The organism is Streptomyces sp. NBC_00726 (assembly GCF_045161735.1).
Lineage (GTDB): Bacteria > Actinomycetota > Actinomycetes > Streptomycetales > Streptomycetaceae > Streptomyces.
Window position 1 is genome coordinate 2339177 of the sequence record NZ_CP108983.1, and the last position, 24465, is coordinate 2363641.

General features: G+C 72.3%; 19 protein-coding genes. 9 read left to right on the plus strand and 10 right to left on the minus strand.

Annotation, left to right across the window (positions count from 1 at the left end; translation table 11 throughout):
* Positions 1-29 precede the first annotated feature (29 nt).
* The 3 genes from OG338_RS10280 to OG338_RS10290 form a co-directional block, all read right to left on the minus strand.
* Positions 30-212, minus strand: a complete 183-nt coding sequence (locus OG338_RS10280; protein ID WP_405937021.1) for a Trm112 family protein — start codon at positions 210-212, stop codon at positions 30-32.
* A gap of 255 nt (positions 213-467) precedes the next feature.
* The gene (locus OG338_RS10285) at positions 468-1832 is read right to left on the minus strand and encodes a phosphomannomutase/phosphoglucomutase (protein ID WP_405937022.1); all 1365 of its coding nucleotides are present in this window, start codon (positions 1830-1832) and stop codon (positions 468-470) included.
* 61 nt (positions 1833-1893) lie between these two features.
* Positions 1894-2271 (minus strand): DUF3499 domain-containing protein, encoded by a 378-nt coding sequence (locus tag OG338_RS10290; RefSeq protein WP_405937023.1) that lies wholly within the window; start codon positions 2269-2271, stop codon positions 1894-1896.
* 321 nt (positions 2272-2592) lie between these two features.
* Here OG338_RS10290 and OG338_RS10295 point away from each other — a divergent pair, with 321 nt between their 5' ends.
* Positions 2593-3021, plus strand: coding sequence for a metallopeptidase family protein (locus OG338_RS10295; protein WP_405937024.1), 429 nt, complete (start codon positions 2593-2595; stop codon positions 3019-3021).
* 49 nt (positions 3022-3070) lie between these two features.
* On the opposite strand, the gene OG338_RS10300 is transcribed toward OG338_RS10295, so the two are convergent.
* The 3 genes from OG338_RS10300 to OG338_RS10310 all read right to left on the minus strand — a co-directional run bounded on the left by OG338_RS10300 (position 3071) and on the right by OG338_RS10310 (position 9035).
* Positions 3071-4627, minus strand: coding sequence for a DUF5719 family protein (locus tag OG338_RS10300; protein WP_405937025.1), 1557 nt, complete (start codon positions 4625-4627; stop codon positions 3071-3073).
* Positions 4624-8463 carry a glycosyltransferase gene (locus OG338_RS10305; RefSeq protein ID WP_405937026.1) on the minus strand — a complete coding sequence of 1280 codons (3840 nt, stop codon included), beginning with the start codon at positions 8461-8463 and terminating at the stop codon, positions 4624-4626. Before OG338_RS10305 ends, OG338_RS10300 begins: the two co-directional genes overlap by 4 nt.
* Before the next feature lie 308 nt (positions 8464-8771).
* Positions 8772-9035 carry a WhiB family transcriptional regulator gene (locus OG338_RS10310; RefSeq protein WP_018103995.1) on the minus strand — a complete coding sequence of 88 codons (264 nt, stop codon included), beginning with the start codon at positions 9033-9035 and terminating at the stop codon, positions 8772-8774.
* Positions 9036-9744: 709 nt separating this feature from the next.
* Between OG338_RS10310 and OG338_RS10315 the strand changes: the two genes are divergently transcribed.
* The 3 genes from OG338_RS10315 (at position 9745) to OG338_RS10325 (ending at position 12595) form a co-directional block, all read left to right on the plus strand.
* Positions 9745-10239 carry a cysteine dioxygenase gene (locus OG338_RS10315; RefSeq protein WP_405937027.1) on the plus strand — a complete coding sequence of 165 codons (495 nt, stop codon included), beginning with the start codon at positions 9745-9747 and terminating at the stop codon, positions 10237-10239.
* Positions 10240-10337: 98 nt separating this feature from the next.
* Entirely contained in the window at positions 10338-11294 is a 957-nt protein-coding gene (gene cofD, locus OG338_RS10320) for a 2-phospho-L-lactate transferase (RefSeq protein ID WP_405937028.1), read from the plus strand.
* Positions 11291-12595 (plus strand): coenzyme F420-0:L-glutamate ligase, encoded by a 1305-nt coding sequence (locus OG338_RS10325; protein WP_405937029.1) that lies wholly within the window; start codon positions 11291-11293, stop codon positions 12593-12595. Before cofD ends, OG338_RS10325 begins: the two co-directional genes overlap by 4 nt.
* A 124-nt stretch (positions 12596-12719) precedes the next feature.
* Here OG338_RS10325 and OG338_RS10330 read toward each other — a convergent pair whose 3' ends face one another.
* Positions 12720-13703, minus strand: a complete 984-nt coding sequence (locus OG338_RS10330; RefSeq protein ID WP_405937030.1) for a DNA-3-methyladenine glycosylase family protein — start codon at positions 13701-13703, stop codon at positions 12720-12722.
* Between the two features lie 104 nt (positions 13704-13807).
* Complete coding sequence (locus OG338_RS10335) at positions 13808-14899, minus strand: sugar phosphate nucleotidyltransferase (RefSeq protein ID WP_405937031.1); 1092 nt, start codon at positions 14897-14899, stop codon at positions 13808-13810.
* 205 nt (positions 14900-15104) lie between these two features.
* Here OG338_RS10335 and OG338_RS10340 point away from each other — a divergent pair, with 205 nt between their 5' ends.
* The 4 genes from OG338_RS10340 (at position 15105) to OG338_RS10355 (ending at position 21125) form a co-directional block, all read left to right on the plus strand.
* Complete coding sequence (locus OG338_RS10340; protein ID WP_405937032.1) at positions 15105-15854, plus strand: TIGR03089 family protein; 750 nt, start codon at positions 15105-15107, stop codon at positions 15852-15854.
* A gap of 204 nt (positions 15855-16058) precedes the next feature.
* Entirely contained in the window at positions 16059-17414 is a 1356-nt protein-coding gene (locus OG338_RS10345; RefSeq protein WP_405937033.1) for an LCP family protein, read from the plus strand.
* A 254-nt stretch (positions 17415-17668) separates the two neighbouring features.
* The gene (locus OG338_RS10350) at positions 17669-19381 is read left to right on the plus strand and encodes an LCP family protein (RefSeq protein WP_405937034.1); all 1713 of its coding nucleotides are present in this window, start codon (positions 17669-17671) and stop codon (positions 19379-19381) included.
* A gap of 271 nt (positions 19382-19652) precedes the next feature.
* Positions 19653-21125, plus strand: coding sequence for an LCP family protein (locus OG338_RS10355; protein ID WP_405940378.1), 1473 nt, complete (start codon positions 19653-19655; stop codon positions 21123-21125).
* 60 nt (positions 21126-21185) lie between these two features.
* On the opposite strand, the gene OG338_RS10360 is transcribed toward OG338_RS10355, so the two are convergent.
* Positions 21186-22217: a glycosyltransferase family 2 protein gene (locus OG338_RS10360; RefSeq protein WP_405937035.1), complete on the minus strand. Its 1032-nt coding sequence runs from the start codon at positions 22215-22217 to the stop codon at positions 21186-21188.
* Between the two features lie 284 nt (positions 22218-22501).
* Here OG338_RS10360 and OG338_RS10365 point away from each other — a divergent pair, with 284 nt between their 5' ends.
* Positions 22502-23863, plus strand: coding sequence for an LCP family protein (locus tag OG338_RS10365; RefSeq protein ID WP_405937036.1), 1362 nt, complete (start codon positions 22502-22504; stop codon positions 23861-23863).
* A gap of 8 nt (positions 23864-23871) precedes the next feature.
* Here OG338_RS10365 and OG338_RS10370 read toward each other — a convergent pair whose 3' ends face one another.
* Positions 23872-24420, minus strand: coding sequence for an acyl-CoA thioesterase (locus OG338_RS10370; RefSeq protein WP_405937037.1), 549 nt, complete (start codon positions 24418-24420; stop codon positions 23872-23874).
* Between the last annotated feature and the right edge of the window lie 45 nt (positions 24421-24465).

Sequence of the window (24465 nt, forward strand, 5' to 3'; positions counted from 1 at the left end):
CTTCGGGCCGCTTTCGCCGGTTGAGCCGGTTACGCCTGGCGGCGGGCCTCGTCCACGAGGAGTACGGGGATGCCGTCCCTGACGGGGTAGGCGAGGCCGCAGTCGGTGCCGGTGCAGATGAGTTCCGGGGTTTCGGCTGCCGTCTGGTCGTCCAGGGGGGCGTGGCAGGCGGGGCAGGCCAGGATCTCCAGGAGGCCGGCTTCGAGCGGCATGGGGTGTCCCTTCGGGCGGTCGTCTGGTGTTGGGGCCCTTTGCCGGGGCCTTTGGGGGCGGGGTCAGCCTACCGCCGGGGTGGGGTGGGGGGCGTGTTGTGGGGGCGGGGTGGTCTGTGGTGCGGTGCGGGTGGGGGTGCGGTGCGCCTGCGGCGGGCCTGTTCCCCACCCCGCCCCTTCCCGAAACCGGGGCTCTGCCCCGGACCCCGCGCCTCAAACGCCGGCGGGGCTGGATTTTGCGCCGGCGGGCGGGCTCTATGCGCGGATCAGGGCCAGTACCTCGTCCCTCACCCTGGCCATCGTCTCCTCGTCCCCCGCCTCCACGTTCAGGCGCAGCAGCGGTTCCGTGTTCGACGGGCGGAGGTTGAACCACCAGGTGGGGGTGGTCACCGTGAGGCCGTCCAGGGTGTCCGTGGTGGCGTTCTCCTGGTGGGCGAAGGCTGTTGCCACCTCTGCCGTGCGGGCCTTCTGGTCGTCCACCGTGGAGTTGATCTCGCCGGAGGCGGCGTAGCGGTCGTACTGGGCGACCAGGGCGGAGAGGGGGGCCGGCCCGCCCCCCAGGGCGGCCAGTACGTGGAGGGCGGCGAGCATGCCCGTATCGGCGTTCCAGAAGTCGCGGAAGTAGTAGTGGGCCGAGTGTTCGCCGCCGAAGATCGCGCCGTGGGCGGCCATCTCGGCCTTGATGAAGGAGTGGCCGACCCTGGTGCGGACGGGGGTGCCGCCGTGTTCGCGTACGACCTCGGGGACGGAGTGGGAGGTGATCAGGTTGTGGATGATCGTGCCCCGGCCGCCGTTGCGGGCCAGTTCGCGGGCGGCGACCAGGGCGGTGATCGCCGACGGGGAGACGCCTGCGCCCCGTTCGTCCACCACGAAGCAGCGGTCCGCGTCGCCGTCGAAGGCGAGGCCCAGGTCGGCGCCCTCGGCCAGTACGCGGGCCTGGAGGTCCGTGATGTTCTTCGGGTCCAGGGGGTTGGCCTCGTGGTTCGGGAAGGTGCCGTCCAGCTCGAAGTACATGGGGACCAGGTCGACGGGCAGCCCGGCGAAGACGGTGGGGACGGTGTGGCCGCCCATGCCGTTGCCCGCGTCCACGACGACCTTGAGGGGACGGATCTCCGTCAGGTCCACCAGGGAGAGCAGATGGGCCGCGTAGTCCGTGAGGGTGTCGCGTTCGGTGACCGTGCCGGCGGGGGCGACCGGGGCGGGGGCGACCTTCTCGGACCACTCCTCCACCAGCGCGCGGATCTCGGCCAGGCCCGTGTCCTGGCCGACCGGGGCCGCGCCCGCCCGGCACATCTTGATGCCGTTGTACCGCGCGGGGTTGTGCGAGGCGGTGAACATCGCGCCGGGCAGGTCCAGCGCCCCGGACGCGTAATACAGCTGGTCCGTCGAGCAGAGGCCGATCATCGTGACGTCGGCGCCGCGCCCCGCCGCGCCCCGGGCGAACGCCCCGGAGAGGGCCGGGGAGGTGGGGCGCATGTCGTGGCCGATGACGATCGCGTCCGCGCCGGTCACCGCGACGAAGGCCGCCCCGAAGAGTGCGGCCAGCTCCTCGTCCCACTGGTCGGGCACGACTCCGCGCACGTCGTACGCCTTCACGAGCTGCGACAGGTCTGCGGTCACGGGCCGGTCCTCCAGGGGGTTTGCTTCGGACCGCCCAACGTACCCGGCGGCCGGCGGTCCCTCAGGAGTCGGGTGAGCGCAGGACGCGGAGGTGACCCCTGCGGGCTACCTCCATCGGGTCGGCGGTCCGGCGGCCGCCGCCCTGGGGACCGTCGCCGCGTTCCGGCGGACGCGCGGCTTCCCGTACGGCGTTGGCCAGCGCTTCGAGGTCGTCGCCGCTGGGGCGGCTGGGCGCGGACGGGTCGGAGAGCCGGACGACCTCCCAGCCCCGTGGCGCGGTCAGCCGCTCGCTGTGCTCGGCACAGAGGTCGTAGCAATGGGGCTCGGCGTAGGTGGCGAGCGGGCCGAGGACCGCAGTCGAGTCGGCATAGACGTACGTCAGTGTCGCGACGGCAGGGCGGCCGCACGCGGTGCGCGAACAGCGACGTACAGGGCTCACGATGTTGGACGGTACCGCACTCTTGAGCGGGCTGCGACGACTCTCCCCCGGCTCACCCCTCCGTGTCGCCCTGTGACGCCCCGCACACGCGCCCCCCGGGCAACTCCCCTGACCTGCGCGGGAGGAGAGGGCGAGGGTCCTGGGGGCAATGATTCCGGTCACCTCTGTGCCGCGAACCTTTCACAAGGCGGCGGACCGGCGGTCGTGAGCGGGGCCGGAAACGGGCTCCGGTGTGGCCGGATCGCTCAAGAGCGGACAGGGCTGCGTGGGCGTGCTCGCCCTCCGGCCGGGCGGGCCGCCGGGGGTTAGGCTGCGTCGGTGATGGACAGTTCCGTACCGCCCAGCCCGTCCGAGCCGCGTCCGCGGCGCCGGGACCGACACGGCCGAGGGATGCGCGGGCCCGTCGCCCCGCCGCAGGTGCCGCTGTCGACCAGCCGCGCGGACAACTTCCGCGATCTCGTCCAGGACTCGGTGGAGCGGCTGGAGCGGCGCTGGCCTCAGCTGGCGGAGGTCGACTTCGTCGTCCTGGAGGTGCCGGAGACGGCGGAGGAGACGGTTCCGCTGGGTGACGCGGTCTCCGCCGAGAAGGGCCGGCCCGCCCGCATCACCGTCTTCCGGCGCCCGGTCGAGCTGCGTACCAAGAGCCGTGACGAGCGGGCCCTGCTCGTCCACGAGATCGTGGTCGAGCAGGTCGCGGAGCTGCTCGGGCTGGCGCCCGAGTCGGTCGATCCCCGTTACGGGCAGGAGTAGCACGGGCAGGAGCAGCGGCCCTCTCGGCCGCCCCGCCCGGCCGCCCCGCTCAGTCGTCCAGCACCGACAGGTCCTGGCGGGCCGCCGGGACCTCCACCGTGCCCCGGTCGTCCGGCATCGTCTGCACCGTGAACATCTGGATGCCGTTCACTGTCTCGGTGAGGGTGCGCGCGGCGTGCACCGGGCCGCCCGCCTGGGGCTCGACCGTCAGGGCGTAGGTGCCCTTGAGGCCCTTCGGCACGGGCGGGGTGACCGCCGTGGTCGTGCCCGCCGCGATCTTGTACGTCTTGCTGACCGGCGTACCGCCGCCGCTGCCGGCCGACGCCGTGACCTTGACGGTCGCGGCGGCACCGGGGGCGGTGAGGGAGAGGACCGAGCCCTTGGACCGGTTGTCGGCGACGGTCGCCCGGGCGCCGACCGGGGCGGTCGCCGGGATGTAGGCGACCTCCTGCTTGTCGCCCTTGCCCCGGACCACGCGCAGGGCGGCGACGATCGGCGTGGCCCTGCCCTTCTCCGAGGGCACCAGCATCAGTGAGCCCGCCTCGCCGCGGGTGATGTCCTTGAGGTCCATGCCGGCGGTCATGTGCGACTTGACGTGCAGTTCCTCGTGGCCGGCCGGGGTGACCGCGCCGGTCTTGCCGAGCAGCCTCAGGCCGAGGTCGGCGTCGTCGTCGCCGGGGGCGAAGGCCACCAGTCGTACCGAGGTCGCGTCGGCCGGGATGCCGGGCAGCACGACCGTGCCGGCCGGTTCGGCGGAGGCGGTGAGCCAGTCGCTGCCGGTCTTGTCGTCCGCCGACCTGACGGCCGCGCCGACCCGGCCCGTACGAGTGGTGACGTGGACGGTGACGTCGTCGGCGGCCTTGCTGGTGAGCGTCGAGATCAGGACCCGGACGCCGGAGCCCGCCGGGACGGTGATGCCCTCGCCGACGTCGGACTTGAGGGAGCCGTCCGGGCCGTACAGCTCGATGTCGGCGACGGCGGCGGTGTCGTCCGGGTTGGTGAGGTGGACGTAGTCCTCGCGGGACTTGGCGGTGCTCGCCGCGGGGAACCAGAAGTCGGTGTCGGGCGTGGTGCAGCTGATGCCGAGCAGGCCGCGGCCGTCGCCCGCCTCGATGGTGGTGGTCTGCTGGGCGGTCCAGCCGGGGGCGAGACGGCCGGTGGCGATGCCGATGAGGGCGGGTGAGCCGGCGCCCGACGCCTCGCCGGTGGCGGGCTTGCCGGGCTCCTTGAGGGAGACCACCGGCTTGTCCGTCTTGTCCTTCTTGCTCTTACCCTTGCCCTTTTTGTCCTTGCCGTCGGACTTCTCGTCCGACTTGTCGTCGGTCGTCGCCTCGTCGTCCTTCGCGGAGGACAGGAGCTCGGCGGTGCCGGCCGTGGTGGAGCCGCCGCTCGCGCCGGACGGCGTGAAGGCGGTGTACGCGGTCTCCGAGAGGTCGGAGAGGCCGGGCGCCGGGCAGAGCAGGCTGGTGCGTTCGACGGGCAGCCGTGCGGCCGTCTTCGCTTCGGCCGTGGAGCCGCCGGACGGTTCGTTGAGCGCGGCGAACCCGGTGACGGCCGCCAGGGCGACCGCTCCGGCGATGAGGGACAGGGCGCTGGTGGACTTCACTCGGACTCGCCTCGCGATGCGTTACCGGTCGGCCACGGGTTCTGGCCCGGGGCGGGGTTCTCGGGGTTCTGCGGGTCGTACGGGTGCTGGTCGCCGTACTGCCCGGCCTCGGGGCCGTACCCGTTCGGGTCATAGGACTGCGGGTCATAGGACTGCGGGTCGTACGCGGGCGGGTCGTAGGGGCCCGTGTACTGGCCGCCGTCCTGGTACTGGCCGTCCTGGTACTGCGGATAGCCGTACGGGTCGTAGCCGCCGGCGTCCGGCTGCTGCTGCCCTTCGGCGTACTGCGGGTCCTGGTACGGGGCGCCGTCCTGGTACGGGGCGCCGTCCTGGTACTGCGGATAGGCCGTGTCCTGGTACTGGCCCTGGCCTTGGCCGTCGTCCCAGTCGCCGTACTGCTGCTGCGGTACGAAGACGTTGTCGTCGTCCTCGGGGGCGGCCTGGACCGCCGGGCCGGTTTCGTCGCCCTGCTGGGCGGGAACGTACGCGGGCTGCTCGCCGGTCCCGTCCAGGTCCGGGACGCCCTCCTGCCGCTCGGAAGCGCCCTCATCGCTCTCCGCGGCCTCTGCGGCCTCCGCGGCGGCGCGGAGCCTGCGGGCGCGGCGGCCCTCGCCGGCGACCGGTTCGGCGGCGACCGCCTCGGCCTCCTCCGGCAGGTCGTCGTCGATCTCTCGGCGGCGGCCGGGCAGGGCCATGACCACGAGGACCACGGCGAACGCGATCTGCGCCCAGATCCACACGGTGTGGGTGAAGGGCTCCTCGTACGTGAGGTCCAGGGTGCCGCCCTCGGTGGGCAGTTCGAAGCCCTGGGCCCAGCCGTCGACAGTCTTGGCGGTCAGCGCGCGGCCGTCGAGCGTGGCCTGCCAGCCGGGGTCGGCCGCGTCGGCGATCCGCAGCACCCGGCCGGAGCCGCCCGCCGGGATCTTGGTGTGCGCCCCGACCGGCTGAGAGCCCACGGGGAGCGGTTCGTCGCCGGTGGCGGACGGGACGATCATGATCCGGGCGACCTGCCGGTCCACCCGCCACAGGGCGCTGCCGTCCAGCTGGCTGAGCCGGCTCAGGCCCGGGGTGGCGTCGAGCACCCGGCTCATCTGCTTGGGCGCCCCGTCGCGCACGAGGACGTAACGGATCGCGAAGCCGCTGAGCTGGCTGCCCTGGTCGGCGCCGGAGCCGGCGACCAGGTTGGCGACGACCTTGTCGAGGTGGCTGTTGCCGCCCAGGGCCTCGGCCAGCTCCGCGTCGCCGAGCCGGGCGCCCGAGCCGCGGACGAGGGTGTAGTCGACGGAGGCGGACGAGGTGCCGCCCAGGACCAGGGTGCGCGGCTGGTCGCGGGTGCCGCTCTCCTCCGCTACGAACGCGGGCACCTGGACCGGATCGCGGCGTTCCAGCGGTCCGGCCGCGCCGCCGATCATCCAGCCGGCGGCGGCGAGCACGGGGGCCACGCCCGCCGCGAGGGCGATCAGGACGGCGACCGGCTGGCGCCAGCCGAAGCTGAGTTCGGCGACGCGGATGCGGGCGCCGTCCGCGCCGACGAGCGCGGCGGCGATGAGGGCGGCGCCGTAGACCAGCGTGGCGGGTCCGGCCCAGCCGGAGCCGTTGGCGAGCCCGGCGAACGCGAGGGCGACCAGGGCGGCCGCCCAGGCGGTCCGGACGGCGAACCGGCGCTCCCCGCGCAGCAGGGCGGCCAGCGCCGCGAGGACGATGCCGAGGAGCAGGACGCCGCCCGCGGCCTTGGGCCCGCCGGGGCTGATGCCGAGGAGGTCCAGGGCGGAGGCGGAGCCCGTACCGGTCTCCAGGCCGGCTTCGTTCAGGAACGCGGACGGGCTGCTCAGCAGGGAGAGCGACCAGGGCGCGAGGACCAGGACCGGGGTGCCGACGGCGGCGAGGAAGCGGAGCGCGTACGCCGTGATGTCGCCGCGCCGCAGCACCAGGACACCGAGGCCGAGGACCACGGCGAGCGGCCACACGATCGGCGTGAACGCCATGGCGAGGGTGAGGAGCAGGGTGTACGCCCAGGTGGCGCGCCAGCTGCCGCGGGCGTCGCCGGAGGCGCGCATGCCGTGCGCGGAGACGGCCGTGCGCGCGATCAGCGGCAGCAGGACGGCCAGGACGGCGGTGCCGAGTCGGCCGGTCGCCAGGGCGCCGGTCGCGGCGGGCAGGAAGGCGTACGCGACGCTCGCCCAGGCCCGCAGGAGCCGCGAGGGCAGCAGCGGGCGGGTGACGAAGTACGCGGTGAGTCCGGCGAGCGGGACCGAGCAGACGAGCAGCAGGGTGAGCGCGAAGCCGGTGGAGCCGAGGAACAGCGCGGACAGGGCGGAGATGACGGCGAGGTAGGGCGGTGCGGTCTGGGTGCCGCCGGTGCCGACGGTGTGCCAGCCGTCCGCGTATCGCGCCCACAGGTCGGAGACGTCGCCGGGGGCGGGCAGCAGGGCGCCGCCGGCCAGCGCGCCGCCGCCGATGAGGTCGCGGCAGGCGACGAGGGAGACCAGGAGGAGCAGGGCGAAGAGGACCGGGCCGGGCTTGCGGCCGACCTTCTTCAGCCGGGCGAACTGGTCGATCTCCAGGTAGTCGGCGTCGTCGCCGCCCGGTCCGGACTCGACGGCGCCGTGCCGGGAGCCGCCGGAGTCGGCGTCGGAGCCGCCGCCGAAGTTTCCGGCGACCTGGTCGACGGTGGCGCGGATGGTGGCGCCCGGTGCGGGGAAGAGGCCGCCCAGCTCGGCCGCGTCGACGGCGCCCTTCCCCCGGGCGCGGCGGGCGCTCAGGATGCGGCCGGGGCGCAGCAGGGTGCTCAGGAATCCGGTGACCTCGTCCAGGGCCTGGCCCGGGACCTTGCCGACGAGGTAGGCGAGGGTGCGCAGCAGGGTGCCGAGGACGAGCCGGAGCATCACCCAGGGCAGCTTTTTGCCGCGGGCGTTGACGAGCATCGTGTAGACGGCGCCGGCCTTGTCGACGCGGTGCGGGCTGGCGACGTTGCGGCCGGCGCAGTCGATGGGGCGGCGTTCCCGCGCGGACGCCTCGGCATGCCGCAGGACGGCGTCGGGGGCGACGAGCACCCGGTGGCCGGCCATGTGGGCGCGCCAGCACAGGTCGACGTCGTCGCGCATCAGCGGGAGCCTGCGGTCGAAGCCGCCGAGCTCCTCCCAGACGTCGCGCCGGATGAGCATGCCGGCGGTGGAGACGGAGAGGACGGTGCGGACCTGGTCGTGCTGGCCCTGGTCCTGCTCGCGGCGGTCGAGGCCGGTCCAGCGGCGGCCGCTGTTGGCGATGGAGACGCCGACTTCGAGGAGCTGGCGGCGGTCGTACCAGCCGCGCAGCTTGGGGCCGACGATCGCGGCGTGCCGGTCGTCGTCCACGACGCGCAGCATCTCGGCGAGGGCGTCGGGCGCGGGCGCGCAGTCGTCGTGGAGCAGCCAGAGCCACTGCACCGGCTCGCCGTGCGGCAGCTCGGGCATCTCGTACGCCTCGTCGCGCCAGGTCCGGGTGACCGGGTCCCAGCCGCTGGGCCGCTTCAGGTAGGGCAGGTCGTCCGGGGTGAGGACGCCGGCCGTGCGGCTCGCCTCGTCCACGGCGGTGCCGAAGCTCGTACGCCGCGCCAGGTGCAGGACGCGGTCGGCGCCGAGGGCCTCGGTGACCAGGCGCGCGGAGTCGTCGGCGCTGCCGGTGTCGGCGGCGATGACGTTCTGTACGGGGCGTTCCTGGCCGAGCAGTCCGGTGAGCGCGTCGGGCAGCCAGCGTGCGCCGTCGTGGGAGACGAGCACGGCGGTGACGACATGCCGGGGGAACTCGGGGGCGGCGGCGGCCGCGTACGGCGCCGTTGATTGGCTGTGCACGGACATCGAGGTACGGGCCCTCCGGCCGGGTCCGGGGGACGTCCCCCCGGGGGCTGCATCGGTGTACACGCGCGCTCTGTCTGGTCGTTGGCGCGTCTCGGACGGGGCCCCACACTAACGGTAGGGATAACCGGGGTGGCGCGGAGCGGTTGAACGAGGGCGCGGAGGGGTATCGGCCGGCGCGGTTTCCGGGCGGGCCCGGGCATGAGGGTGGTGCCGCCCGGGTACGGCGACGGCCCGCCGCCTGCGGGTGCAGGAGGCGGGCCGTGGTGTCCGTGTGGGGTGGGCGGGCCGGTCGGCCCGGTCGGCCCGTTTTAAACCGCTGCCTTCTTCAGGCGGCGGCGTTCGCGCTCGGAGAGGCCGCCCCAGATGCCGAACCGCTCGTCCTTCGAGAGGGCGTACTCCAGGCACTCGGACCGGACTTCACAGGCGAGACAGACCTTCTTCGCCTCGCGGGTCGATCCACCCTTCTCGGGGAAGAAGGACTCGGGGTCGGTCTGGGCGCACAGCGCGCGCTCCTGCCAGCCGAGCTCCTCGTCCGCGTCCTCGACCAGCAGTTGCTGGAACAGCTCGGTCATGTGCGCCCCTCGTCTGTCTCTTGCGTCCCGTGATGCGGCCGTTACCGAATCGGCCGAACGACACGGGTGAAATTACAAGCGTGTAGCTCTGGCTGGTCAAGCCCGGATCTGCTATTGGCCTAGGTATTCACCCTGCGGCACCAACCGTATGCGGTAAGTATTCAAATCACCAAAAACCTGACATATGCCATAGGCGCTACCGCGTTCCCGTCCGCCATGGAGACAAACCGCTGCGGACGCGCACACGTTTCGATTCGATCACTGAAGCGACCAAGATCACATTCGGGTCACGGTGCCGCGCCCACGTTTGGCAGCGCGGTTGTTGCGCCACCTGTCCCCGCCGCGAGCCGCTAAAACCTTTCTCCGGGCGGAGTAACCGGATGAGGTGAAACATTGCCGCCAAACCGGGCATTGGGTTGACACCGGGCGGCTCTCCGGTTCTCCTTGATGGCATGCCAGTGACCTCAGCGATGCACGCGACCCGCGCCCGTGGGTTCCGCAGCGCTGTCCAGGCTCGCTGTCGCTGTTCCAGCTGTCTCAGCTGTTGATGCCGCCGACGCCGTCGTAGCCCTTCGCTCCGGCCCGGCACCGCTCGTCCCGACCCTCCGCCCGGCCCTTCCGGCTTTCCGGCCGCCGGTGCTCCCGGACCCCGCGACGAGCCCCCGCACCGCACGCCGTACTCGCACCCAGCCGAGGAACCACCGCTCCCATGAACAGCAGCGACAGCGACCTCCAGATCGCCGGCGATCTCCTGGAGGTCCAGCACCTTCTCCGCCCCGCCCCCGAACACCCCGCCACCGTCGCGGAGTTCGTCGGCCTCGCCCGTACCATCGCCGCCGACCGCGACCGGTGGGCACCGCTCGTCCGGTACGACGCCACCACCCGCTGGTACCACCGCCTGCGCACTTGCCCCGGCTACGAGGTCTGGCTGCTGAGCTGGGTCCCCGGGCAGGGCAGCGGGCTGCACGACCACGGGCCGTCCTCCGGCGTCCTCACCGTGCTCGACGGCGAGCTGACCGAACGTACGGACCGGGGAAAGCGGACGCTGGGCGCGGGCGCGCAGCGCGTCTTCGCACCCGGTTACGTCCACGAGGTCGTCAACGACTCCCTGGAACCGGCCGTCAGCCTGCACGTCTACTACCCGGGCCTCACCGACATGCCGATGCACGCCTCGCAGTGCGCCCCGGTGGCCACCACGGCCTGAAAGACCCCTGCCCCGGAACCCCACAGCTCCTGACAGTCCCACCCGTCGCCCGCCACCACCCCGACAAGGATCAGGCTTCGCCTGACAGACTGTTTCGCATGCGCATTGTGGTTCTGGCCGGCGGTATCGGTGGTGCTCGTTTCCTGCGGGGTCTCAAGGAGGCCGCGCCCGACGCGGACATCACGGTCATCGGCAACACCGGTGACGACATCCATCTGTTCGGGCTCAAGGTCTGCCCCGACCTCGACACCGTGATGTACACCCTCGGCGGTGGCATCAACGAGGAGCAGGGCTGGGGCCGGACCGACGAGACGTTCCGGGTCAAGGAGGAGCTTGCCGCGTACGGTGTGGGCCCCGAGTGGTTCGGGCTCGGCGACCGCGACTTCGCGACACACATCGTCCGTACGCAGATGCTCGGCGCGGGCTATCCGCTCAGCGCCGTCACCGAGGCGCTGTGCGCCCGCTGGAAGCCGGGCGTCCGGCTGCTGCCCATGTCCGACGACCGCGTCGAGACGCATGTGGCGATCGAGGAGGACGGCGAGAGCCGGGCCGTCCACTTCCAGGAGTACTGGGTGAAGCTGCGGGCCGCCGTGCCGGCGCGGGCGGTCGTGCCCGTCGGCGCGGAGCAGGCGAAGCCGGCGCCCGGGGTCCTGGAGGCCATCGCCGGGGCAGACGTCATCCTCTTCCCGCCGTCCAACCCGGTCGTCTCCATCGGCACGATCCTCGCCGTGCCCGGCATCCGCGAGGCCATCGCCGAGGCCGGGGTGCCGGTCGTCGGCCTCTCCCCCATCGTCGGTGACGCGCCGGTGCGCGGGATGGCGGACAAGGTCCTCGCGGCGGTGGGCGTCGAATCGACCGCCGCCGCCGTCGCCGAGCACTACGGGTCCGGGCTGCTCGACGGCTGGCTGGTCGACACGGTGGACGCGGGGGCGGTCGAGCGGGTGGAGTCGGCGGGCATCCGCTGCCGGTCCGTGCCGCTGATGATGACCGATGTCGCCGCCACCGCCGGGATGGCGCGGCAGGCGCTGGCCCTCGCCGGGGAGGTCCGCGCGTGAGTGACGCCCCCTCCTACTGGGTGTGGGCCCTGTCCGGGATGCCCGAGGTGCGGCCCGGGGACGACCTCGCGAAGCTGATCGCGGCCACCGGGCCGGACCTCGTGGACGGCGATGTGCTGCTCGTCACCTCGAAGATCGTCTCCAAGGCGGAGGGCCGGATTCTGGAGGCCACCGACCGGGAAGCGGCCATAGACGCCGAGACGGTACGGGTGGTGGCGCGGCGCGGTCCGCTGCGGATCGTGGAGAACCGGCAGGGCCTGGTCATGGCCGCCGCCGGTGTCGACGCGTCGAACACCCCCGCCGGGACGGTCCTGCTGCTCCCCGAGGACCCCGACGCCTCGGCCCGGGCGATCCGGGAAGGGCTGCGGGCGGCGCTCGGCGTCGAGGTCGGCGTCCTCGTCACGGACACCTTCGGGCGGCCCTGGCGCAACGGGCTGACCGATGTCGCCATCGGTGCGGCGGGGGTGCGGGTGCTGGACGACCTGCGGGGCGGGCGGGACGCGCACGGCAATCCGCTGAACGCGACCGTGATCGCCACCGCCGACGAGCTGGCCGCCGCGGGCGACCTGGTCAAGGGCAAGACGGACGGGCTGCCCGTCGCCGTCGTGCGCGGGCTCGGGCATGTCGTGGACGCGGCGGACGGGCAGGGCGCCCGGGCGATGGTGCGGGTCGCGGCCGACGACATGTTCCGGCTGGGGACCTCGGAGGCGGTCCGGGAGGCGGTGACACAGCGGCGTACGGTGCGCGAGTTCACGGACGAGGCGGTGGACCCGGGGGCGGTACGGCGTGCGGTCGCCGCCGCCGTGACCGCGCCGGCGCCGCACCACACGACGCCGTGGCGCTTCGTCCTGCTGGAGTCCCCGGAGTCGCGGACCCGGCTGCTGGACGCGATGCGGGACGCGTGGATCGCGGATCTGCGGCGCGACGGCAAGAGCGAGGAGTCGGTCGCCAAGCGGGTGCGGCGGGGCGAGGTGCTGCGGCGGGCGCCGTATCTGGTCGTGCCGTGCATGGTGATGGACGGTTCGCACGCGTACGGGGACGAGCGGCGGGACGGCGCGGAGCGCGAGATGTTCGTGGTGGCGGCGGGGGCCGGAATCCAGAACTTCCTGGTGGCGCTGGCCGGGGAGCGGCTGGGCTCCGCGTGGGTGTCCTCGACGATGTTCTGCCGGGATGTGGTGCGGTCTGTTCTGGGGCTGCCCGAGTCCTGGGACCCGTTGGGGGCGGTGGCGGTGGGGCACGCGGTTTCGGCCCCCGGGCCGCGGGTGGGGCGGGTCGCGGACGACTTCGTCGTGGTGCGGTAGGCGCCTCCGGCGCCGTGTTCCGGGGTCCTGGCTCCGTGTGACCTGAGCGCCCGACGGGCTGTTCGGGGCTCTGCCCCGGACCCCGGTCCTCAATCGCCGGACGGGCTTGATTTCGGCCCGGTTCTCACAGTCTCGCGATGTCCCTCGGCTGGAAGCGCGGGGCTCTCCTCGGTGGCGTCGCGCCCGAGAGCAGTATCAGGCGGGTTGCTCGGTGGCGTTGGCCCTCGTAGGGGGTGAGGAGGGCGAGCATTTCCTCGTCGTCCGCGTTCCGGTTGCCGGCCAGGGCGTGGCCGACGATGCCGGGGAGGTGGAGGTCGCCGACCGTCACCGCGTCCGGGGCACCGTTGGAGCGTTGCAGGGTTTCCGCCGCCGTCCAGGGGCCGATCCCCGGGACGGCCTGGAGGCGGGTCAGCGCGTCGGGGAGGTCCATCGCGGCCGCCTCCTCCATGCGGCGGGCCACCCGGACCGTGCGCAGGATCGTCGCCGAGCGCTTGCTGTCGACGCCCGCGCGGTGCCAGTCCCAGGACGGGATCAGCGACCAGGTGCGGGCGTCCGGCATGACGTAGAGGCCGTACTCCTGCGGGCCGGGCGCGGGCTCCCCGTACTGGCGGACCAGCAGGCGCCAGGCGCGGTACGCCTCGTCCGTCGTGACCTTCTGCTCCAGGACCGACGGGATCAGCGACTCCAGGACCAGGCCCGTGCGCAGCAGCCGCAGACCGGGGCGGCGGTGCTGGGTCCGGGCGAGGAGGCGGTGGCGCGGGGTGAAGGCCGCCGGGTCGTCGCCCTCGCCGAGCAGCGTGGGCAGCTGGTCGAGCAGCCAGGCCGCGCCGGGCCCCCAGGCGGACGCCTCGATCCGGCCGTCGCGGGCGACGACACGGAGTGTGCCGGGGCCCTCGGGGGTGCGGCTGGACCGGCGGACGGAGCCGTCGGCGACCATCCGGAACGTGGGGTCGGCGGGGCCCCGGCGCAGCGGGCCGAGGACGAGTCCCAGGTCGAGCGGGCCCGGCGGGGTCCAGACCCGGGTCTGCGGCGCCGGTACGGGCACGGCCGCCGCCTGGTGCGGGACGGGCGCGCGCCGGGCGTTGCGGGGAGCGAATCGTCCTGCCACGGGAGAGGTCCTCGGTCGTCGGGGCTGCCTGTCGAGGGTACGGGACAGCCCGTACGGCGGTTTCCGGCCACCCGGTCCGCGTACGGGCCGGGTGGCCGGGGCGCTCACTCGTCCGAGGAGAACCGCACCGACGCGTCCGGGAGGTGCGCCCCGCACCAGACGCGTACGCCCGCGCGGAGCTCGTTGTCGGCACCCACCTCCGCGCCGTCGCCGACGACCGCACCGGCCAGCACCGTACGGCTGCCGATCCTGGCGCGTTCGCCGACCAGGGAGTCCGTGATCACCGCGCCGGGTTCCACGACCGCGCCCGCGAGCACGGTGGAGCCGTCGATCCGGGCGCCCGCGCCGACCACCGCGCCGGCGCCGATGACCGTACCGCCGGAGAGCTTGGCGTCGGAGGCGACCGAGGCGGTCGGCAGGACGAGGCGGTCGCCGCAGCGGCCCGGCACCGCCGGGGAGGGCGCGCGGCCGAGCACCAGGTCGGCGGAGCCCCTTATGAACGCCTGCGGGGTGCCGAGATCCAGCCAGTACGTGGAGTCGACCATGCCCTGGAGGTGGGCGCCCTCGGCGAGGAGGCCGGGGAAGGTCTCGCGCTCGACGGAGACCGGGCGGCCGGCCGGGATGGTGTCGATGACCGAGCGGCGGAAGATGTACGCGCCTGCGTTGATCTGGTCGGTGACGATCTCCTCGGGCGTCTGCGGCTTCTCCAGGAAGGCGGTGACGCGGCCGGTGTCGTCGGTCGGCACCAGGCCGAAGGCGCGCGGGTCCTCGACCCGGGTCAGGTGGAGGGAGACATCGGCGCCGGAGTCCGCGTGCGAGGTGACCAGGGCCCGGATGTCGAGCCCGGTGAGGATGTCGCCGTTGAAGATGAGGACCGGTTCGTCCGGGCCCGACGCGAGGCGGTGGGCGACGTTCCGGATCGCGCCGCCGGTGCCGAGCGGTTCGCGCTCGGTGACGTACTCGATGTGCAGGCCGAGCGAGGAGCCGTCGCCGAAGTACGGCTCGAAGACCTCGGCGAGATACGAGGTGGCGAGGACGATGTGCTCGACCCCGGCGGCCCGGGCACGCGCCAGCTGGTGCGTGAGGAAGGGGACGCCCGCCGCCGGGACCATGGGCTTGGGCGTGTGCACCGTGAGCGGGCGCAGCCGGGTCCCCTTGCCGCCGACCAGGAGGATCGCTTCTTTTGCCTCTGTCACAGCACTGTCTTCGCTTCCTGCTGGGGCCGGGCGTCGTTATGACTGGCCAGTTTATGCAGACCGGAAAGGGGCGCCTTCGGACGGCGGGGCCGGGCCTCTCTGTAGAGACGCGCTCGCGGGCGTTCGGTTGCGCGTCCGGTGGGCCGGTGTGCGCGGCTGCCGCGGGGCCCGCGGGGCGCCGGCCCGGCCGCGTACGCTTCCGCCCATGAACGCCAGCGACCGCACCCCTGCCGACCTGCTGCGTTCCGCGCTCGCCGCGGACCCGGCCCGCCCTCTGGTCACCTTCTACGACGACGCCACCGGGGAGCGCGTCGAGTTGTCGGTGGCCACCTTCGCCAACTGGGTGGCCAAGACCGCCAACCTGCTCCAGGGCGATCTGGCGGCCGAGCCCGGCGACCGGCTCGCGCTGCTGCTCCCCGCGCACTGGCAGTCCGCGGTCTGGCTGCTGGCCTGTGCCTCGGTCGGCGTGGTCGCCGAGGTGCGGGGCGACCCGGCCGCCGCCGACCTGGTCGTCTCCGGCCCGGACACGCTGGACGCGGCGCGGGCCTGCCGGGGCGAGCGGATCGCCCTGGCGCTGCGGCCGTTGGGCGGGCGGTTCCCGCAGGCGCCGGAGGGCTTCGCGGACTACGCGGTGGAGGTGCCGGGGCAGGGTGACCGGTTCGCGCCGTTCGCCCCGGTGGACCCGGACGCGCCGGCGCTGACGGTGGGCGGGGTCTCCTTCACGGCGGCGGAGCTGGTGGCGCGGGGCCGCGAGGAGGGTGCGGCGCTGGGCCTGGGCGCCGGTTCGCGGCTGCTGACGGGGCGTACGTACGACACCTGGGACGGGCTCACCGCCGGGCTCTACGCGCCGCTGGCGACCGGGGGCTCCGTGGTCCTGTGCCGTCACCTCGACCGGCTGGGCGCGGAGGCGCTGGCGCAGCGGGTGAAGAGCGAGCGGGTCGCGCTGACGGTGTGACCGTGTCCGGGACCGGTATGACAAGCGGCGTGAGGGGGGCACCCGTCCGGCCCATCGTGGGCCGAGTCCCCCGTGTCGGCGCTCAACTCCGGTACATGATCTGCCGTACAGACCAGCCGAGGCACAACCAAGCGTGAGGTTCAGCCGTCTACTTCTGCGACCGGCGGCCCAGCGCGCCGCCGAACGTGAAGGATGGACGCAGACGTGACCGAAAGCGCCGGCACTCCGGGCGATCCCGACGACTCGGCCGCGGGCGAGAACCGGTCACCGGACGCGCCGCCGCCCGGCGCGGAGGGCGGGTCCGGCGAGAAGGGCGGGTCCGGCGCGGCCGCCGCACCCGGTGGGGAGACCCGCAGCGGGTCCGGCAGCGGGCCCGGGCCCGCCCCGGAGTCGCCGGAGGGCTGGAGCGAGCGCCCGGGCCCGGACATCACCGTCAAGCGCAAGCGCCACTGGCTGCGCTGGACCGCGCTCGGCCTGTCGTTCCTCGTGCTCGTCGCGGCGGGCGTCGGCTGGTGGCTGTACAAGAAGCTGGACGGCAACATCCGGACGGACACCTCGGCGGCGGCCGAGCTGAAGGCGTACGAGAAGGAGCGGCCGGTCTCCGTCGTGCACGACGCGGAGAACATCCTGCTGATCGGCTCGGACAGCCGGGCCGGCGACAACCGCGAATACGGCCGCGACGACGGCGGCAGCCAGCGCTCGGACACGACGATCCTGCTGCACCTGGCGGCGAACCGGAAGAGCGCGACCGCGATGTCCGTCCCGCGCGACCTGATGGTGGACATCCCGGTCTGCCACAAGGCCGACAAGACCGCCACCAGGGCGCAGTTCGCGCAGTTCAACTGGGCCTTCGAGATGGGCGGGACCGCCTGCACCATCCGGACCGTCGAGAAGATGACGGGCATCCGCATCGACCACCACATGGTCATCGACTTCAGCGGTTTCAAGGACATGGTCGACGCGGTGCACGGGGTGGAGATCTGCCTCAAGGAGCCGGTCGACGACAAGGACGCCCACCTCAAGCTCGCGGCGGGCCGTCACAAGCTCAACGGGGAGCAGGCGCTCGGCTACGTACGGGCCAGGAAGTCGCTCGGCAACGGGAGCGACACCGACCGCATGGACCGCCAGCAGCAGTTCCTGGGGGCGCTCGTGAACAAGGTGCAGAGCAACGGCGTCCTGCTCAACCCGACGCGGCTCTACCCGGTGCTCGACGCGGCCACCAAGGCGCTGACCACCGACCCGGGTCTGGACAGCCTGAAGGACCTCTACGACCTGGTGCGGGGCATGCGGGACATCCCCACCGAGAAGGTGCAGTTCCTGACGGTGCCCCGGCAGCCGTACCACCTGAACAGGAACCGGGACGAACTGGTGCAGCCGGACGCGGACAAGCTGTTCAAGCAGCTCCGCGACGACAAGCCGGTCGCCGTGGTGCCCGCCGACGAGCTCAAGGGCGACGGCAAGGGCGACGACAGGAATCCGGACTCGGCCGACGCCTCGGGGCCGTCGCCCACACCCACGTATTCGGGGAACAATGCCGCGACCGACCTGTGCAAGCAGTAAAGCAATGGCCAAACAGACACCAACATTCCGCGCGCAATGGGAAGAATGCCCGGTTGTAAGGGCCGTGGAATGTGTCACGCGCGTCGCTGGACGCCGAATGGGGCGGATAGTGTGACGCGATCCGGTGCTACCGGCCGTCCGGCCGCGCACTTCTGGAGAGAGACTGAACGCCTTTTCGGGGGAGGCGTCTCGTGTGGCACCGACGGAGGACTCAAGCAACCGTGGATGCGCAAAGCCGTGGGCGGGCGGAAGACATGGATCCCGCAGACCAGTGGGTTCTCAACCCGGACACCGGTGATTACGAACTGCGACTGAACCACTCCGGAGGGAACACCGCCCCCCGGCCCTCGGTCCCCTCGGCCCGGCGCGGACCGTCGGGCAGCCCGCGCCGCGCACCCGCCGACGACTCCCCCCGCCGCGCCACCGAGGTGCCGCGCCAGGGCGGGCGGCGGTCGGCGAACGGCCCGCGCGGCCGGCAGCGCCCCGCACCCGGCGACGCCGGCCCGGACCGGCGTAAGCGCAAGGCCCCCAAGTCGCGCAAGAAGAAGGCGCTGCTGTGGACGGGCGGCGTGATGGCGTTCGTGCTCGTGGGTGTCTCGGCCGGCGGCTACTGGCTCTACCAGCGCCTCAACGGCAACATCAACACCGTCGACATCGGGGACGCCGGCAACAAGGACGTCGTCACCGCCGACGCCCCGCTCAACATATTGATCATCGGTACGGACAAGCGCACCGGTAAGGGCAACGAGGGCTACGGCGACAAGGGCAGCGTCGGCCACGCGGACACGACCATCCTGTTCCACGTCGCCGAGGACCGCACCAACGCCACGGCGATGAGCATCCCGCGCGACCTCATCACCGACATCCCGGACTGCACCTCCGTGCAGGAGGACGGCTCGAAGAAGAACATCCCCGGCATCCAGCACGTCCGCTTCAACCGGAGTCTGGGCGAGGCGGGCCGCGACCCCGGCTGCACGATGAAGACGGTCACGGAACTGACCGGGGTGAAGGTCGACCACTTCATGATGGTCGACTTCAACGCGGTGAAGACCCTGTCCACGGCGGTCGGCGGCGTCAACATCTGCCTCGAACACGCCATCGACGACCCGAAGTCCCATCTCAAGCTGCCCGCGGGACCCAACAAGGTCCAGGGCGAGGACGCGCTCGCGTTCGTACGGACGCGGCACGCCTACTCCAACGAGAGCGACCTCGACCGGATCAAGGGCCAGCAGCAGTTCATGGGCTCGATGATCAAGCAGGCCAAGTCCGACGACACACTGACCAGCCCGACGAAGCTGTTCAAGGTGGCGGACGCGGCGACCAAGGCACTGACGGTCGACAAGGCCATCGGCGACGTGAAGAAGCTCAGCACGCTCGCCAAGGAGATCACCAAGACGGACACGAAGAACATCACGTTCGTCACGATGCCGGTGATCGACAACCCCGACGAGCCCAAGCCCGTCACCGTCGTCCCGCACCCGACGCAGGCGGAGCAGCTGTTCTCGATGCTGCGCGACGACACCTCGCTCACCGAGGTGGCCGCGCAGAAGAAGAAGGCCAAGAGCAAGCAGGACGCGCTCCTCAAGGGAACCAAGGCGGCCGCGGCCGACGTCCGGGTGGATGTGTACAACGGTGGAGACGTCTCCGGCGGCGCTCAGCAGACGGTCAGCTGGTTGCAGAACACCAAGGGCGTCCTGAAGTCCGCCAACAAGGCCAACGCGCCCGAGAAGATCGCCAAGACGACGCTGGAATACGCCCCGAACCAGGCGGACCAGGCCCGTGCCCTCGCCGAGATGATGGGCCTGCCCGGCTCCGCGATGAAGCCGGGCACCACCGACGCCGAGGGGCTTCAGGCGATGGTGCTGACGCTGGGCAAGGACTTCCAGGCGGCCGGTACGCCCATCACGGCACCGAAGAAGATCGACATTCCGAAGTCCAGCGCCGAATCCGCGGGGTGCTCCAAGTGACACCGCGTCACCGCACCATACGAGTCTGAGGAACAGGGGGGTCCTGGTGGGACGGAGCAGCACGCCGCCCGGGGAGGGAACGCGGCCGCGGACGCACTCCCGCCGGCAGGGCGGGGACGAGGGCGCCGGCGGGCGTGACGGCGCGCGTCCCGGTGACGCGGGCATGGGCGACGCCGGGGGTGGCCGCGCGAGCCACCGGCGCGGCAAGTCCCGTAAACGGGCTGCGAAGAAGTCCCGGAAACGCCGGGTGTTCAAGTGGATAGCGATATCCATGGCGGTGCTCGTCCTGGGCACCGCCTCCGCCGGCTACCTCTACTACCGGCACCTCAACAACAACATCCGCAGCAGCGCCCGCAGCGGCGGCGAGAGCGGTGTGAAGAAGGCCGCGCCGAACGCCGAGGGCCAGAGCCCGCTCAACATCCTGCTGATCGGCTCGGACAGCCGGAACAGCGCGGAGAACGTAAGGCTCGGCGGCAGCAAGGACACGGTCGGGGACAAGCCCCGGGCCGACGTCCAGATGCTGCTGCACATCTCGGCGGACCGGAAGAACTCCTCGCTGGTCAGCATCCCGCGCGACACGATCCTCCACATCCCCGAGTGCATGGACTCCGAGACCGGTGAGAAGTTCGCCGCGACGGACAACAAGCCGATCAACGAGTCGCTTCAGCGCGGTGGTCCCGGCTGCACGCTGACCACCTGGGAGAAGCTGACCGGCGTCTACATCGACCACTGGATCATGCTCGACTTCGCGGGTGTGGTGGCGATGGCGGACGCGATCGGCGGGGTCGAGGTGTGCGTGAAAACGGGTGTGTGGGACCGGCCGACCACCATGGTTCCCGGCGGCTCCGGTCTCAAACTTCCGGCGGGCACGAGCACGGTGCAGGGCGAGAAGGCGCTTCAGTGGCTGCGTACCCGGCACGCCTTCGGCAATGACCAGAACCGCGCCAAGGCGCAGCACATGTACATGAACTCCATGCTGCGCACCCTGAAGAAGCAGAACCTCTGGTCGGACGCGGGCCGGCTGATGAACCTCGCGGAGACGGCCACCAAGGCCCTCCAGGTCTCCGACGAGATCCGTTCCGTCAAGAAGCTCTACGACCTGTCGATGCAGCTCAAGAGCGTGCCGATCGAACGCATCACCATGACGACGATGCCGACGGCCGAGTGGTCCCAGGACCGGAACAAGCTCGTTCCCATCGAGAAGTCCGCGGACACCCTGTGGCAGCTGCTCCGTGAGGACGTCGCGTTCGACAAGAACGGCAAGGAGAAGAAGAAGCCCTCGTCCTCCGCGTCCCCCTCCGGACCGCCCGCCGCGGCGCCGGCGACCCTCGGGATCTCGGTGGTGAACGGCACGGGCGCCGGCCAGGCACCCAAGGACGGGCGGGCCGGCGAGGTCGCCGACATCCTGCACGACAAGGGCTTCGCCGAGGCCGGGACCTCGCAGACCGCCGAACCGCTCAAGGACACGGTGGTGCGGTACGCGAAGGAGGACGGGGACCAGGGCAAGGCGGACGCGCTCTCCGTGGCCAAGGCGCTGGGGCTCCCGACGACCTCGGTCAAGGCCGACCCGAAGGCCGGCGGGCTGACCGTCGTCGTCGGTGCGGACTGGCGCGAGGGCACCGCGTACAAGGCCCCCAAGGTCGAGGCGGGTGACCTGCCGGACGGCGCGGACGACCTCAACGCCGCGGACAAGGATCAGTGCATGGACATCTACTCCGTCTACAAGTGGGACGGAAAGAGCTGACGGGCGTTACGCGAGAGGGGGCGCCCGGTCCGGCCGGGCGCCCCCTCTCGTCCGCTCGGGTCAGGCGACCGGCGCGCCCGGCTCCGCGATGGCCGGGCGGCGGCTCGCGATGACCTTCTTCGCCAGCGCGCGCGGGCTCGTCAGGAAGCCGTAGCCCCAGGACATGTGCATGGTCGCCAGCGCGACCGGGATCTGCGCGCGGGCCTTCAGCGACAGGCCCTTGCCCGCCGGGAGGGAGCCCGCGACGATCGCCGCGACATACCCGCCGGGGACGATCAGCGCCCACGGGGTGACCGCCGCGCCCACCACGAGACCGGCCGCGATGGCGACGACGGCGGTCGGGGGCGCCAGGTAGCGCAGGTTGATGGAGCCCGCGTGGTAGCGGGCGACGACATGGCGCCAGCGTCCGTAGTCCTTGTACTGCTTGGCGAGCGCCCGGACGGAGGGGCGGGGGCGGTACTGGACGCGCAGCTCGGGCGAGAACCAGATCAGGCCGCCGGACTCGCGGATGCGGAAGTTCAGCTCCCAGTCCTGGGCGCGGATGAACTCCACGTTGTACCCGTCGGCCTTCTCCAGCGCCTCGCGGCGGAAGACGCCCAGGTAGACGGTCTCGGCGGGGCCCGCCTGGCCGCCGGTGTGGAAGGCCGCGTTGCCGACGCCGATCTTCGAGGTCATGGCCGCCGCGACGGCGTCCTCCCAGGCGTTCTCGCCCTCGGCGTGCATGATCCCGCCGACGTTCTGCGCGCCCGTCTCCTCCAGGAGCCGGACGGCGGTCGCGATGTAGTCCGGCGACAGCATGCCGTGGCCGTCGACGCGGACGACTATCGGGTGGCTGGACGCCTTGATCGCGGCGTTGAGGGCGGCGGGGGTGCGGCCGGTGGGGTTCGGCACGGTGTGGACGCGGGGGTCCTCCGCGACCAGCTCGGCGGCGATCTCGTCCGTACGGTCCGTGGACGGGCCGAGCGCGATCACGACCTCCATCTCGCCCGCGTACTCCTGCTCCAGGATGTGGCGTACGGAGTTACGGAGATGGCGCTCCTCGTTGAGCACCGGCATGATCACGGAGACGGCGGGAGGCTGCGCGGCAGACATGTGGTCCTCGGGTGGTCCTCGGGGGCGCCGGGGGCTCGTACCCCACCAGGCGGTATTCGGCCGCCACGTTACCGCGAATGGGGGACAGCGGCGCGCGCATCCCGGGTGGCCTCCCGGGATGAGGATCGTATGGGCCTACCGTGCGAACGGTCCCCCTCGCACCGCGGAGGTGTCCCCCCGTGTCCACGCCGCACCGCTCTCCCCGTCCCGTCCGGCCCCGCCCCGCGCCCGCGCGGCGCCGGCGGCCGAGACGGCGGGACGAGCGGCCGCGCTGGGGCACACGGGTGGCGACCGGGCTCTCGGTCCTGGTGCTCGGGGCGGGCGGCATCGGGCACGCGGTCGTGACGAATCTGGAGAACGGGATCGACCGCATCGACCCGTTCAAGGACATGAAGAACCGGCCTGCGGGCGGGCGCGGCATGAATCTGCTGCTGGTCGGCACCGACGGCCGCGAGAAGATCAGCAAGGAGGAGAAGCGGAAGTACCGGCTGGGCGGTGAGCCCTGCCACTGCACGGACACGATCATGCTGGTGCATCTGTCGGCCGACGAGGAGCGCGTCAGCGTCGTCAGCCTGCCGCGCGACAGTTACGCGGAGATCCCGGCCCATCGGGACCGTACGACCGGCGAGGAGCACGCGGCGCACCCGGTGAAGCTGAACGCGGCGTACGCGGAGGGCGGGCCCGGTCTCACCGTGAGCACCGTGGAGCACATGACCGGTGTCAAGATCGACCACTATCTGGAGGTCGACTTCACCAGCTTCATGACCACGGTCGACACCCTCGGCGGTGTGAAGATCTGCACGGCCCGCCCGCTGAAGGACTCCTACACCGGCCTGGACCTCGCGCCGGGCACCCATACGCTGGACGGCGGGCAGGCGCTCCAGTACGTACGGTCCCGGCACATCGGCGGGGACGCCGATCTGGGCCGGATGCAGCGCCAGCAGAAGTTCATGGCCTCGCTGATCAAGCGGGCGACGAGCAGCGGGGTGCTGCTGAATCCGGTGAAGTTCCGCGAGGTCGCCTCGACGATGCTGAAGTCCGTACGGGCCGACCGGGGCTTCGGCACGGAGCAGATGCTCTCCCTCGGCCAGGCGATGCGGGGCTTCTCCCCCGCGTCCTCCGAATTCGCCTCGGTGCCGATGGGCGATGTGGCGTACCAGGTGAAGGGCATCGGTTCCACGGTGAAGTGGGACCCGGTGAAGTCGAAGCAGCTGTTCACCGCGTTGCGCGAGGACAAACCCCTGACCACCGCCCGGCCCGCCGAGAAGGCCCCCGCGAAGAAGGTGGACGTCCCGCCGAAGCAGATCCGCGTCCAGGTCTACAACGGCACCGCGAAGGACGGCCTGGGCTCCAAGGTCGACGCCGCGCTGCACGCCACCGGCTTCGACACGACCCGGGCCCCGCTCACCGCACCGCAGCACGATCTGAAGCGCACCCTGGTCACGTACGACCCGCGCTGGGACCGGTCCGCGAAGTCCCTGGCGGCGGCGCTGCCGGGCGCGGAGCTGCGGGCGGTGCCGGGGCAGGGGGCGACGATGCGGGTGACGGCGGGCGAGGACTACCGGGCGGTCGAGCGGGTCCATGCGGAGGAGCCGGACCCGGGGAGGTTCGGGGCGGTGAAGGGGGACGAGGTGGTGTGCCCGTAGGGGGGGTCTCAGTCCTCGATGCCGTCGGCCATCCGCTTCTCGCGGAGCTCCCGGATCGCGCGGCGGCGCGCCAGCCGGTGTGTGCGGCGGATCTGGGCCTCCTGGTAGCGCCGCTTGTCGCGCTCGGTCTCCGGGATCACCTGCGGTACGGGGCGGGGCCGGCCGTCCGCGTCGACCGCGGCGAACACCAGATACGCGCTGCCGACCTGGGTCGCGGGCGTCGACTCGTTCCAGCGCTCGGCCATGACCCGGACGCCGACCTCCATGGAGGACCGGCCGGTCCAGTTGACCTGGGCGCGTACGTGCACGAGGTCGCCGACGCGGACCGGCTCCAGGAAGACCATCTCGTCCATCGAGGCCGTGACGGCGGGGCCGCCGGAGTGCCGGCCGGCCACGGCGCCCGCCGCGTCGTCCACCAGCTTCATGATCACACCGCCGTGCACCGTACCGAGCAGGTTGGTGTCGCTGCCGGTCATGATGTGGCTGAGGGTGGTCCGGGAGGCCGCGGTGGGCTTGGCCGGAATGTCGCTCTCCGGGCGCGGAGCCTGATCTGTCATGCCGTCCACCTTATGCGGGGGCCGGAACGCCGTCGCAATGCATCA

Excerpts from the sequence above, each read along its gene's own strand:
- cofD (WP_405937028.1), top strand. The coding sequence starts at position 10,338 with ATGCGCATTGTGGTTCTGGCCGGCGGTATCGGTGGTGCTCGTTTCCTG.
- OG338_RS10355 (WP_405940378.1), top strand. The coding sequence starts at position 19,653 with ATGGCGGTGCTCGTCCTGGGCACCGCCTCCGCCGGCTACCTCTACTAC.
- OG338_RS10360 (WP_405937035.1), bottom strand. The coding sequence starts at position 22,217 with ATGTCTGCCGCGCAGCCTCCCGCCGTCTCCGTGATCATGCCGGTGCTC.
- OG338_RS10315 (WP_405937027.1), top strand. The coding sequence starts at position 9,745 with ATGAACAGCAGCGACAGCGACCTCCAGATCGCCGGCGATCTCCTGGAG.
- OG338_RS10280 (WP_405937021.1), bottom strand. The coding sequence starts at position 212 with ATGCCGCTCGAAGCCGGCCTCCTGGAGATCCTGGCCTGCCCCGCCTGC.
- OG338_RS10340 (WP_405937032.1), top strand. The coding sequence starts at position 15,105 with ATGAACGCCAGCGACCGCACCCCTGCCGACCTGCTGCGTTCCGCGCTC.
- OG338_RS10295 (WP_405937024.1), top strand. The coding sequence starts at position 2,593 with ATGGACAGTTCCGTACCGCCCAGCCCGTCCGAGCCGCGTCCGCGGCGC.
- OG338_RS10350 (WP_405937034.1), top strand. The coding sequence starts at position 17,669 with ATGGATCCCGCAGACCAGTGGGTTCTCAACCCGGACACCGGTGATTAC.
- OG338_RS10310 (WP_018103995.1), bottom strand. The coding sequence starts at position 9,035 with ATGACCGAGCTGTTCCAGCAACTGCTGGTCGAGGACGCGGACGAGGAG.
- OG338_RS10370 (WP_405937037.1), bottom strand. The coding sequence starts at position 24,420 with ATGACAGATCAGGCTCCGCGCCCGGAGAGCGACATTCCGGCCAAGCCC.
- OG338_RS10305 (WP_405937026.1), bottom strand. The coding sequence starts at position 8,463 with ATGTCCGTGCACAGCCAATCAACGGCGCCGTACGCGGCCGCCGCCGCC.